The sequence below is a fragment of the Elusimicrobiota bacterium genome (assembly GCA_016721625.1).
Classification (GTDB): domain Bacteria; phylum Elusimicrobiota; class Elusimicrobia; order FEN-1173; family FEN-1173; genus JADKHR01.
Map to the genome: position 1 here is coordinate 1133428 of JADKHR010000001.1, position 12356 is coordinate 1145783.

General features: G+C 58.8%; 13 protein-coding genes. 9 read left to right on the top strand and 4 right to left on the bottom strand.

Translation table 11 applies throughout. The features are described from left to right. Positions 1-22: 22 nt before the first annotated feature. The 4 genes from IPP35_04785 to IPP35_04800 form a co-directional block, all read right to left on the bottom strand. Complete coding sequence (locus tag IPP35_04785) at positions 23-910, bottom strand: cation transporter (GenBank protein MBL0058418.1); 888 nt, start codon at positions 908-910, stop codon at positions 23-25. A gap of 65 nt (positions 911-975) precedes the next feature. After that, on the bottom strand, positions 976-1317 hold the full coding sequence (locus IPP35_04790) for a P-II family nitrogen regulator (protein ID MBL0058419.1): 342 nt from the start codon (positions 1315-1317) through the stop codon (positions 976-978). An 11-nt stretch (positions 1318-1328) separates the two neighbouring features. After that, a complete protein-coding gene (locus IPP35_04795) occupies positions 1329-4460 on the bottom strand; it encodes an efflux RND transporter permease subunit (protein ID MBL0058420.1) in 3132 nt (1043 codons plus the stop codon). A gap of 9 nt (positions 4461-4469) precedes the next feature. Then, entirely contained in the window at positions 4470-5765 is a 1296-nt protein-coding gene (locus IPP35_04800; protein ID MBL0058421.1) for a TolC family protein, read from the bottom strand. 617 nt (positions 5766-6382) lie between these two features. On the opposite strand from IPP35_04800, the gene IPP35_04805 reads away from it, so the two are divergent. From IPP35_04805 to IPP35_04845, 9 genes are all read left to right on the top strand, one after another. Beyond that, entirely contained in the window at positions 6383-6973 is a 591-nt protein-coding gene (locus tag IPP35_04805; protein MBL0058422.1) for a sigma-70 family RNA polymerase sigma factor, read from the top strand. A gap of 36 nt (positions 6974-7009) precedes the next feature. Continuing rightward, entirely contained in the window at positions 7010-7465 is a 456-nt protein-coding gene (locus IPP35_04810) for a zf-HC2 domain-containing protein (GenBank protein ID MBL0058423.1), read from the top strand. Then, positions 7462-7965 (top strand): Spy/CpxP family protein refolding chaperone, encoded by a 504-nt coding sequence (locus tag IPP35_04815; protein ID MBL0058424.1) that lies wholly within the window; start codon positions 7462-7464, stop codon positions 7963-7965. Before IPP35_04810 ends, IPP35_04815 begins: the two co-directional genes overlap by 4 nt. Next, on the top strand, positions 7962-8390 hold the full coding sequence (locus tag IPP35_04820; protein ID MBL0058425.1) for a heavy-metal-associated domain-containing protein: 429 nt from the start codon (positions 7962-7964) through the stop codon (positions 8388-8390). The genes IPP35_04815 and IPP35_04820 overlap by 4 nt, the downstream gene beginning before the upstream one ends. 91 nt (positions 8391-8481) lie before the next feature. Then, positions 8482-8805, top strand: coding sequence for a hypothetical protein (locus IPP35_04825; protein ID MBL0058426.1), 324 nt, complete (start codon positions 8482-8484; stop codon positions 8803-8805). A gap of 84 nt (positions 8806-8889) precedes the next feature. Continuing rightward, a complete protein-coding gene (locus IPP35_04830; protein MBL0058427.1) occupies positions 8890-9291 on the top strand; it encodes a hypothetical protein in 402 nt (133 codons plus the stop codon). A gap of 6 nt (positions 9292-9297) precedes the next feature. Next, positions 9298-9819 (top strand): hypothetical protein, encoded by a 522-nt coding sequence (locus IPP35_04835; protein MBL0058428.1) that lies wholly within the window; start codon positions 9298-9300, stop codon positions 9817-9819. A 34-nt stretch (positions 9820-9853) separates the two neighbouring features. Then, the gene (locus IPP35_04840; protein MBL0058429.1) at positions 9854-12076 is read left to right on the top strand and encodes a copper-translocating P-type ATPase; all 2223 of its coding nucleotides are present in this window, start codon (positions 9854-9856) and stop codon (positions 12074-12076) included. Positions 12077-12204: 128 nt separating this feature from the next. Continuing rightward, positions 12205-12354, top strand: coding sequence for a hypothetical protein (locus IPP35_04845; GenBank protein MBL0058430.1), 150 nt, complete (start codon positions 12205-12207; stop codon positions 12352-12354). Positions 12355-12356 lie beyond the last annotated feature (2 nt).

The following is a 12356-nucleotide window of genomic DNA, read 5'->3' on the forward strand; positions in this document are numbered from 1 at the left end:
GGCGTCGTCCTATGACAGCCCGTTATGAGTGGGTGTCCTCGGGACAGCGGACGATTTCCAGTTGGAGGGTGGTGTGGTTGATCTCGAACTCCTCTTTCAAGACGCGGCGCAGATCGGCGAGGATGCGGTCTCCCCGCGCCGGGTCGTCCACGTCCACGTGAGCGCTCAAGGCGTCGAAGCCGGAGGTGATGGTCCAAACATGCAGGTCGTGGACGGAGCAGACGTTCGGGACGCGCTTCATGGCCGCCTCCAAGGCGTTGACATCGATGTGGGCGGGGACGCCTTCCATGAGGATGTGCACGGCCTGCTTGAGGAGCGTCCAAGTGCGGGGCACGATGAAGAGGCCGATGGCCGCGCTTACGATCGGGTCCGCCGCGTACCACCGCGTGCGCCACATGATGGCGGCGGCCGCGATCACACCGATGGAGCCCAGGGCGTCGCTCAAGACCTCCAGGTAGGCCCCTTTGACGTTCAGGCTTTCCTTCGCCCCGTGGAATAGGAGCCGCATCCCCACGAGGTTGACAATCAGGCCAACGACCGCTATCCCCAGCATGGGGCCGCTCATGACCTCGAGCGGGTGGCGGAGCCTTTCCCACGCCTCGATGAGGATGAGCACCGACATGAGGAGCAGGATGGAGGCGTTGACGAAGGCCGCCAGGATTTCGGCACGGTGGTAGCCGTAGCTTTTGCGTTGGTTGGCCGGGCGCTCCGCAAAGCGCATGGCGAGGAGGGAGAGGCCCAGGGCTCCCGCATCGGCCAGCATGTGGGCGGCGTCGGCCAGGAGAGCCAAGCTGTGGGTGAAGAATCCGCCCGCCGCCTCGGCAAGCATGACGGCCGACGTGAGAGCGAAAACGATCAGGAGCCTCTCCTTGTTCCGCCCTCCCGCCGACGCGGCGTGGTCATGAGACATGGGTGTGCCCTCCCAGGCGCGGGCGCGCGGAAACCAAGCTCATGCCCGCCGCCTCTCCGACAAGACTATATGGCATTCTCTCCTCTTTCGCCGTCGCTGATCTTGACGACCTCTTGTACATCATAGACGAAGATCTTTCCATCGCCGGGCCGGCCGGTGTGGGTGGTTTTCTCAATCAGCTCAACCACCTCTTTCCATAGGTCGTTTGGGACCACGATTTCTAATTGGACCTTTTGGGCATACGCCACCGCTTCCACCACCACTTTGTCCGTGGCGTCACTGGCCTGGCTCTTACCAAACCCTTTGACTTCCGATACCGTCACGCCTGGAAGGCCGGGGTGTTCTTTCAGAGCAATAATCACTTGTGTCAACAGGGAGGGGCGAAGGATGGCTTTGATCTCTTTCATAGATAATCTCCTTAGATTTCGATTTCTTTCGAGCGCGATTTTTTCTCCACCAGGCTGTAGAGGGTGGGGAGCACCACCAGTGTTAAGAGAGTGGCGGTGACGAGCCCGCCGATGACCACGGTGGCCAGCGGGCGTTGGACCTCGGCGCCGATGCCGGTGTTGAGCGCCATGGGGATGAACCCCAGGCTTGCGACCAGCGCCGTCATGGCCACCGGTCGGAGCCGGACCAGGGCGCCGTCCCGCGCGGCAGTGCCCGCGTCGAGCCCTTTCTCTCGGAGTTGGTTGAAGAACTCGAGCATGACCATGCCGTTTAAGATGGCGATGCCCATGAGCGCGATGAACCCCACCGACGCAGAGACGCTCAAAGGGATTCCTCGGAGAGCGAGGGAGAAGATGCCGCCCGTCATGGCCAGGGGAATGCAGGTGTAGACCAAAACCGCCTGGCGCAGGGTACCGAAGGTTCTCCATAGGATAACCAAAATCCCCAGGAGAACTACCGGAACGATGACCCCAAGCCGTTTCCGGGCCCGTTCCAAGTTTTTGAACTGGCCGCCCCAACTCATGGAATAGCCTTCGGGCAGTTTAACCTCCCGCTCAATGGCGGCGCGGGCTTCCGCCACATAGCTGGCGATGTCGCGCTCGCCCAGAAACACGGCCACGGCCGCGTAACGTTGGCTGTAGTGGTGAGCGATGGTGGTGACCTCGTCTTTGCTCTCGAAGTCGGCCACCTTGTAAAGTGGAACCGACCCTCCGTCCATCCCGACAGGCAGGGATTTGATGGTCTCCACGTTCTCCCGATGTTCCTCCTCCATCCGCAAGACGATGGGGAACCGCCACTGTGCCTCGTAGAAACTGCCCACCTCCTTGCCGGCCATGGCGGACTCGAGCAGGCTGTTGACGCTGTGGATGTCCAGACCGTAACGGGCGATGGCGGCGTAGTTGGGGCGGGCGCTCAAAACCGGGCTCTTGCGGAGCGCGGTAAGGGCGTCCATTTCCGCCTCGTCGGTGCCGGGGATTTTCTCCAGAACAGCGATGGATTTTTCCAAGAGCTCGATCAAGACCGGCAGTTCTTTCCCGTAGATCCGCAGGCTCACGTCGGCCCTGCTTCCCTCCATGATCTCCATGAACCGCATCTCGATGGGCTGATTCTCGCTGACCTCCTGGCCGGGGACTTCCGTCTCCAGAGCGTCTTTAAGGGCTGTGTATAATTCCGTTTTGGTGCGCGGTTTCCCGTTGGGCCCCTTGGGCCAAACGTCCCTCTTTAATATGACGAAGGTGTCCGACAGATGAACGCCCATGGGGTCCGTGGCGGATTCGGGTGTCCCGATCCGAGAAAAAACGCGCTCAACCTCGGGGAACCGGGCGATAACCCGGTCGCTCCGCCTTTGCATCTGGAGCGAGGCGTCCACGCCGATGTCCGACTCCCGCGTGAAGTTGACGACCATGTCTCCCTCATCGAGAGGCGGCATGAAGTCTGATCCCAGCCGTTGGTACACCAAGACAGAAGCCACCAGGAGGACCGCCGCGGGGACCAACGCCAGCGCGGGCCGTTTAAGGCAGGCGTTGAGCGTTGGCCGGTAGAGCGCTAAGAGGCCGCGGTAAATTCGGTCCTTGCCGCCCTTCTTCGGTTTTTCCAGGAACAGATAGGCCAAGACGGGCATCAGCAGAACCGCCACCAACAATGACGCGCCCAAGGCCATGAGCACGGTGACGGCCATGGGATGATAGAGTTTGCCTTCGATCCCTTCCAAAGAGAGGATGGGCACGTAGACCAGCATAATGATTAAAAGACCGACGGAAACCGGTTTGACCACTTCCTTCGCGGCGTCCAGGAACAAGAGAAGACGCTCCCGTGGCGCAAGTTCGCCTTCGTGTTCCTCCAGGCGCCGCAAAATGTTCTCGATCATCACCACCGCGCCGTCCACCAAGAGGCCGAAGTCGATGGCGCCCAAACTCATGAGGCTGGCGGAGACGCCAAAGACCCGCATGCCGATGACCCCGAAAAGCATGGAGATGGGGATGGCCAGAGAGACAAAGAGCGCCGCGCGCAGGTTGCCCAAGATCAAGAACAGGACCGCGACGACCAGCACCGCGCCTTCCGCCAGATTCTTGACCACAGTTTTGAGCGTGGCGTTGACCAGATAGCTTCGGGTGTAGAGAGACTCCAACCGAACGTCGGGCGGCAGGGGGGCCTCCTTTAACGCCCGCTCGGCGTCGATGGACACCTGGCGAGAGTTGGCCCCGGAAAGCATCAACACCGTGCCGAGGACCGTCTCTTCCCCGTCATACGTGGCTCCTCCCATCCGCTGGGCGTACGCCTCCCGAACATCCGCCACGGCGGAGAGGGGGATTGGTTTTCCTTGCACGTCCAGCTTAATCGGAACCCCCCGTATTTCATCTAAACTTTGTAGCCGTCCCGATCCCCGGACAATCACCTGCCGTCCTTTGGGCTGGATGTACCCACCGCCGAAATTCTCCCCCAGTCCTTGGAGGCGCTCCGCGATCCCCTCGATGGTCAGGCCATAACGGTCCAAGCGTTCCGGATGGATTTCGATATGGATTTCCTTCTTGTAACCGCCCGTGGAATCGACCTCGGCCACATTCTTGACAGCGCGTTTCATGTAGGGGGCGATGACGAAGTCCTGAATTGTGCGGAGGGCGAGCAGTCTTTCTCTTTCGGGCTTGGCGGCGAGGGCCGTGCCCGGTTTAGCCAAAACCGCGTACATGAGGACCTCCCCCAACCCCGTGCTGATGGGCGCAAGTTCAGGCGACAGGTTTTGGGGCAGTTCGCCCGCCACGCCTTGGAGCCGTTCGCCCACCTGCTGGCGAGCCCAATAAATGTCGGTTCCGTCTTCAAAGATCACGACCACCTGGGAAAGGCCGTATTTCGAGAGGGAGCGGACGTCCTTCACACGGGAAATCCCGCTCATGTCCGTCTCGATGGGGAAAGAGACGGTCTTCTCGATCTGTTCCGGGTCCAAGGCGCCGGTTTTGGTGTTGACCACTACCTGGACCGGCGTGATGTCCGGCACCGCGTCCACGGGCGTGTGGGCCACGGCGTAGAGGCCGAGACCCGCTCCAAAGGCGAAAAAGAGGACGACCGTCAGTCTATTCTTAAATACCCAATCCAGTAAGCGTGTCATGAGAGTCTCCTAGTACGAAGCAAGAAGGGCCAGCGCGTCCCGCTCGCCGACGGCGGCCATGATCGCTGTCCAGGCATCGGCGAGAGCCCGCTGTGCGTTTTGCACCCGCCCAAATGTTTCGGAAACAGAATCGTCCAGCTCCAGGAACGTCAGGAGGTCCACCTGCCCCCGACGGAAGCCCTGCTCCGCCTCACGGATATGTGTCTCCAGCTCGACCGGAAGCGTTTCCGGATACTGTTGGGCTACGCGGCGGGCCGCCTCGTAATCCACGAAGAGCCGCGCCAGGTCGGATTTAAATTTCCGCTCCTCAAAGACAAGCCTATTTTCCTCAGCGGTCTGCTTTTGTCCCGCGCTCAAAACCCCGGCCCGGTTTCGGTTCCAGCTCGGTAGGTCCAGGCTCAGACCCAAACCCATGGTTTTTTCGATCTCTCCCGCTCGGGCCTCTTCATAAGACGCTCCCAGAGACGGTTCCGGCAAACCCTCACGCGAAGCGAGCGTTTTCTCCAACGCCGCGCCCTTGACCGCCAGTTTTTGAAGAAGGAGGTCAGGATTCCGGTCAATCGCTTTGGCGAACCACGCCGCCTCATCCAGCGTTTTCGCCCCCACCAACCAGGGGACTGTTACGTTTGGCACAGCCCCGGGTTCGAGCGGCACATGCACTTTCAGTTTTTCCAAAGATACCTTGACCCCCGCCTGGCCCAAAACCGCGTCGGACGTGAGGGCGTTCAAGCGGTTGCGCACGATACGGCTCTCCGCTTTTTTCTGTGGCGTGGAAAACTCCCGGCCCGCCAAGTAATCCTGAACTAACTCAAAACGTTTCTGGCGTTGCTCGGCAAAACCCGCTTTCCGGCGGTTGACGACATATTCGTAGGCGGACTGGATGACGGTCAGCGTGACGCCAATCTCCGTCGCCCCGCGCCGCACGCGCCAGGCTTCCGCCTCCAGGTCAAGGATTCCTCCGCGCAGACCCATTTTCCCTAAGAGCGGGAGCGGCTGGGAGACGCCCACCTCGTAGCGGAGCCCGCTAGCGGGGCCCACCCGCTTCCGCCCGCCGGAAGCGTCGAGGGAGAAACCCGGCCACGTCCTGGCCTGGGCGCCGGACTGAACATTCTCCTCGATCCGTGCGCTCTCGGACCCCAGCAGAGGGTTGTCGCGAAGGGCGAGGGACACGAGCTCTGATAGCGAGAAATTGGACGGGGGGACGTTCTCCGACCCCGCGACCACGCGGGCCGGAACCGCGCCAACGCAAAAACCGGCCATGGAAATAAAAATAAAAAAACGCTTAAAAAATCGAAATCGTTTCATGCGATACTCCTTCAACGAATATGACGACGAGAGGGGATGCCCCCTTTGGCACGGACGAATGTCCACCGGACGAATGTCCGTGGGGGAGCGTTCAATAGTGGAAAAATTATTTAGGAGGACGTTTTGGGAGGACGAAAGAGGGACTTATCGAACAGGTGCTGAACGAAGAGAGGCCTCAAGACAGGAGCGTGATTTAAAGAAAGAACCGCTGGCCTCGCGGCCAAGCCGGCCGAGGGAAGAACGTTGTGGTTGTGGCAAAGAACGCCGCAGGAAACTCCGTGTGACGTATCTTTCGAGCAATCGAGATCAAAGCTTTCCACCGCGACATTATGGGCGATGAAAAGACAGACAAGAAGAGAAACCCATTTCCACATGACTCAATTTATACCAGAAAATGAAACGTCCGGCAATTCGCCCCGTTGGAATTTCAGAAATTGACACCCTCTGGTAGGTTTGTCAGAATCTTCTTGTGAGTAGAATGAATTTTCCGTAAAGGCAAAAAGAATCGGGCCGCATGAAATCCCCCCCCTAAATGTTTGTAGGTTGGGGGGAAATCCCGGTTAACAATGGAAGACCAACCGCGCGGCAATGTCGAAGGTGATACCGACGAATCCCTGATGAGACAGTTTCAATCGGGGGACGGGGTCGCCTTTGAAATTTTATTCGACCGATATTCCACCCACCTGATTAATTTCGCCCACCGATTTTTATTTTCCCGAGAAGAATCCGAAGACGCGGCCCAAGAAGTCCTCCTACGTATTCATGGCGCGAGGGACCGCTACGATTCTTCCCGCCCCTTTCGTCCCTGGTTATTTTCGATTGCCTCACGTTTGATCTCCAACCGTCTGCGCCAGAAAAAACGCCATCCCCTGGTTTCTCTTTTCCATTCCGCCGATGAGGGGGGTGACGAATCGATCCCCCTTGACGTGCCGGACCGATGGGATTCGGGCCCGGAGCAGATCGTCGAGAAACACCATTTGGCCGCACACATTCAATCTGTCCTTTCCCGGTTGCCGGGGAATCAGCATACGGCGGTGGTCCTCGCCCGGTTTGAAGAAATGTCCAATGAGGAGATCGCCCAAACCATGGGGATTTCGGTGTCATCCGTAAAATCCCTCCTCTTTCGCGCCCGTCAAACATTAAAAAACGATCTGAAACAATTTATTCCAAATCATCCCGTTCCCCCAAAAACTACCGCAACTTTTTAAAGCCTGCGGTGTATAGAGGGGTGAAGGAGCGAAACCATGAACTGTAAAAATGCGGTCAAAGCGCTACCGGAATACCTTGATCTCACCCTTGGCAAAGACGAAGCTTTGGGGGTCCGAGACCATTTGGCACTTTGCCCAGAATGCAGAGAGCAAGCCCGCCTGTTCTCGTCCAGTTGGGAAATGCTTGATGTTCTTGAAACTGTCCAGCCGTCCGCCTATTTCCGCGCGCACTTTTGGGAACGGGTGCGCGAACAGGAAACCCGGGCCTGGGGCCGCACAGGCCTTTTCTCAAGATTTCCTTTAGCCCCAGCGCTGGCCGGGTTCTTTGTCCTATGGTTATTGGGAGTCGCCGGAGGGGCCCACCTGTTTAAACTCCGCCATCGAACGGTCACGACAACGGAAATCGCATTGAATCGATTCCTCTCGCCCTACCCACAAAATTCTGTTGAACACATTTTCCAAGAAGGACGAACGCCCGGGGGGAACGTATGACGATAAAACGCTTGACTCTATGGAGCGCGGGGGCTCTCGCTGTGTTGGCCATCGCCCTGGGCTCCACTTACATGATGTTGACTTGTTGCCGCGCTCATCCGACGGTAAAATCGTTGGACATGACCGGCGCCCACCGTTGGATCCACCAGCTCCATTTGTCAGAGGAACAAAAAACGAACCTCATCCCGTTGGAAACCTCCTTGCAGAAGGACTTAGAACCTCTCCAAATGAAACTGGCAGACGCCCGGGTGGCTCTGTGCGGTGTGTTAGGGGATGACAATGCCGACGAAAACCAGGTAGACCGCTACGTGGACCAGGTGGCAGATTTAGAATCTCAACAACAACATCGGATTGTGCGGCATCTTTGGGAAATGCGTTCTGTTTTAACGCCAGAACAAAGGAAATCGTTTTTCACTTCCTTAACACAAGCAGTCTGCGAAAACTGCCTGGTTCCGCCCCCGGCATCTCAACCTAAAGCACATAGAAGGAGAGGATCATGAGCATGTGGAAAATACGGATGATTGGCATGTTGTCGGTGGTAGTCGTGGGGGGGGCTGTGTTTGGGGCATCGCCCACAACCCAAAGGGGGCACGCGGATGACCCCGTCCTTCCCGAGGGCCGTTATTCGGCGAAGGCCAAATCACTGGTGTGTGGTGGGTGCGCTGAAGCTATAGAGAAGGCGATGGGCGGTGTCCCTGGCATCGCAACCGTCACGGTGGACGCCAAAACGGGCGTCGTGGGGTTTACCGTTAATAAGGGGGCCTCTGTTGCGTGGTCCGATTTGCAAACGGTCTTGAAAGCGGCATCGGACCAAATGGGAATGGGGGCGGACTATCGCTTGTCGGATTTCCAAATCGCTTTATCCACAACGAACACGTCCACCGGAAAGAAAATCAGGGCGGCCTGTTGCCTTCCTCACCCGTAAGGAGTCTAACTCAAGGTGGGAAGGGCCATCATTTTTTGCAGTAGAGCATTATCGTTCAGAGCAGTTCAAAATACTTAGGAGGAATCAAACCATGAAAAGACTCAAAAGCGCCATTCTTGGCGTGGGTATCATTGCGGGGGTTTTGGGGTTTGCGCCGCAACTGTTCGCCGACGCTACCAGTCACTTAGAAAAGGCGGCGGCTTACGAACAGAAAGCCACCGACCTGGACGCGGTGATTGCCGAGCACAAGGCCATGGAGAAAGCGGGAATGACGGATAAAACACCGGCGTCCACCCGGCAGAAGATGGAGAAGCACTGCGACGCCATCATTGCCGCCACGACAAAACTGCAAAGCGAATACCGTTCCTTCGCCGCTTGGCACAAACTGCAAGCGAACGAAGAAAAGGGGAAGTAACCGTCTTCGGAGAGGCCCGCTTCCCGTTTATTTCGAGAAGCGGGCCTCTCCGTTGATTTGCAATCTTTTACAGGAGGAAAAACAATGGGAAAGTTTGTCATCGCCGGGCTCGGCGCCCTGTCGTTTGTCTTGCCCCTGGCCGCGCACGAACATGGGATGCACGACGAGATGATGGAAAAAATGGAAATGAAAGACACCGCGACGCCCGCCTCGGTCAGCGTCAAAGGGGAGATCGTCGATATGGTGTGTTATCTCGACCACGGGGCCACCGGCGCCAAGCACGCGGAATGCGCCAAAACATGCATTACAAGCGGGCTTCCCGTGGGACTCAAGACGGAGGACGGAAAACTTTACTTGTTGGTCGGCGAACATAAGCCGATCAATTCGTCACTCGCCGACCTCGCCGCTAAGACCGTCACCGTCAAGGGTAAGCTCGTGAGTCGTGACGGGATCAGCATGATTGAGAACGCCGAAATCACCCAGTAATTCATCATGGGTGACCTCTCTCTCATCCTCCACCACTTGAAACAACCGGAGTACCTCCACGTCGTGCTAAACCATTGGCCCGTGGAGGGCCTCGCGGCTGGGGCCTTCGCCTTGGCGTGGGGCCTTCTGGCCAAATCGAAGGAGGGTCGAAGAGGGGCGCTATGTTGGCTTGTTCTCATGGGCGTTATGTCATGGGTGGCGATTCATTTCGGGGAAAAGGGGTACGACCGGGTCTATGCCATGTCCAATGGCGACGCCCAAGCGTGGCTGGATCTTCACGTGGCCCGTGCCGAGCGTTTCGAGGGCCTTTTTACTTTGACGACTTTTTCAGCCCTGGCCGCCCTCGCCGCGTCGTGGAAACGTCCCGTTTGGGAAAAAAGAGTGTCTTGGCTCACACTGTTTTTCTCCATCGCCTCTTTCGCCGCGTCCGGGTGGATTGCTCAGGCCGGCGGTCAAATCCGACACTCCGAGTTTCGGGACGCCCCACCATCCGTGGCCACTCCCCATCCCCCAAACGAAAAAAGATGAAACCATCGATCGCGGAAAGCATGAGGAGATCCCCATGAAAGATCACGTCTGTTGCACAATCGTGTCCAAACCTCCTCCGACGCCGGAGGGGCAGGACGCAAAATTTAATCCCGAAATGATCCCGGGGGGTGTCGACGGTAAGTACACGTGCCCCATGCACCCCGAGATTATCCAGAACGGGCCTGGAACTTGCCCAAAGTGCGGGATGTCGTTGGAGCCCATGGCCGTTTCGGCGGAGGAAAAGCCGGATCCGGAGCTGGCGGACATGACGCGACGGATGTGGGTGGGGGCCCTCTTGAGCCTGCCCCTTTTCCTATCGGCCATGGGTGAGATGGCCGTTCCAGGCTTGCACCATTTTTTCGCCGGGTCCGCCGGACGGGTCTGGGGTTGGGCCCAGTTCCTGCTGGCCACGCCTGTGGTCCTGTGGGGTGGGGCGCCCTTCTTCGCCCGAGGGTGGAAGTCCATCCATAACCGCAGCCCCAACATGTTCACCCTGATCTCCTTGGGGACGGGCGTCGCTTATCTGTACAGCCTCATCGCTGTTTTCTTTCCGGGGATATTCCCGGACACCTTCCGGGATACAAGCGGGCGCGTGGCTCATTATTTCGAGGCGGCGGCCGTCATCGTCACCCTGGTGCTCCTGGGGCAGGTGCTGGAACTCCGCGCCCGGCAGCGGACATCCGAGGCCATCAAGAAGCTGCTGAACCTATCGCCCAAGACGGCCCGGCGCCTCTTGGCGGACGGACGTGAGGAAGACATTTCGTTGGCGTCGGTCCAAAAGGGTGATTGCTTGCGCGTGCGGCCGGGGGAAAACTTGCCGACGGACGGGATCGTGACGGAAGGGCGGAGCGCAGTGGACGAGGCCATGGTCACGGGGGAACCGCTCCCCGTAGAGAAGACCCCGGGCGACCGCGTCACAGGCGGTACGGTGAACGGTACCGGAAGCCTGGTGATCCGGGCCGAGCGGGTAGGTGCCGAGACGCTCCTTTCCCGTATCGTGCGGATGGTGTCGGAGGCCCAGCGGAGCCGGGCCCCCATCCAGGGTCTGGCGGACAGGGTATCGGCCGTCTTCGTGCCGGTGGTGGTGGGCGTGGCGGTAATCTCTTTCATCCTCTGGGCGGTGTTCGGTCCCATGCCACGGATGGTTCATGCCTTGATTGCCGCAGTGTCCGTCCTCATCATCGCCTGTCCTTGCGCCCTGGGACTAGCCACACCCATATCCATTATGGTGGGTGTGGGACGAGGGGCCCTGGAAGGGGTTCTCATCCGGAGCGCTGAGTCGTTGGAGAGGATGGAAAAAATCGACGTGTTGGTGGTTGACAAAACGGGGACTTTGACCGAGGGAAAACCCCGCGTCGTTTCCGTGGTTCCTGCGGACGGACGGGACGAACGGTCGCTCTTGGCCTTGGCCGCCGGTTTGGAGAAGGGCAGCGAGCACCCGCTCGCGTCGGCGATCCTAAAAGCCGCCGAGGAAAAGGGCGCGGCGCCCCTCCCCGTAGATGATTTCGCCTCCGTGACGGGCAAAGGCGTGCGTGGAAAAACGAAAGACGTTGTGGTGGCCCTGGGGAACAGTGCGCTCATGAAGGACTTAAACATTTCCCTGGGGAGCTGGGAGGAAAAGGCGGGGGCCTCGCGGCAGAAAGGGCAGACGGTCATGTTCCTGTCAGAGGGGGGCCAACTGGCCGGTTTCATCGGCGTGGCCGACACCGTGAAGAAGTCCACACCGGAAGCTTTGGACCTGCTTCACCGCATGGGCGTGCGTGTGCTTTTGGCCACGGGCGACAATGAGGCCACCGCTCGAGCGGTGGCGCGAGAGTTGGGGATCAACGATGTACGGGCGAGCGTCCTGCCTGAAACGAAAGCGGAGATCATCAAGGAATTGAAACGTCAGGGTCACGTCGTCGCCATGGCGGGGGACGGCGTCAACGATGCGCCCGCCCTGGCTTTGGCGGACGTGGGAATCGCCATGGGGACGGGCACGGACGTGGCCATGGAATCCGCAGGGGTAACGCTACTGAAAGGCGACCTGCGCGGCATCGCCAAAGCCCGCCGCCTTTCCCGTTCTGTCATGAGGAACATTCGGCAGAACCTTTTTTTCGCCTTCATTTACAATGCCCTGGGGGTGCCCGTGGCGGCGGGGTTGCTTTACCCGTTCTTCGGTCTCCTGCTTTCCCCGATGATCGCGGCGGCGGCCATGAGTTTCAGTTCCGTTTCCGTCATTCTCAACGCGCTCCGATTGAGAAATACGCCTCTTTAAAACCGCGCCTCTGCTTTTACAAGGAGCGCCTAGTTATTAGGGGACAATTTAACGAAGATAAGGTGGAGTGAACTTATCCGGCGGTTTCGCTTCTGTCTCCGACCAGAAAAATATTTTCGGGGGACATCATGAAGTCGAGGGCGTTCGCATGGGAAGACGTCATCCTAGCCGTGGCCGCCCTTTCATGGCTCGCGGCTAGGGCGCGGATGGAACTGTTCCATTATTTCGTGCAGGCCGTCATGGCGGTGGCGCTCATCATCGGGATACGCCGGGGCTAAGC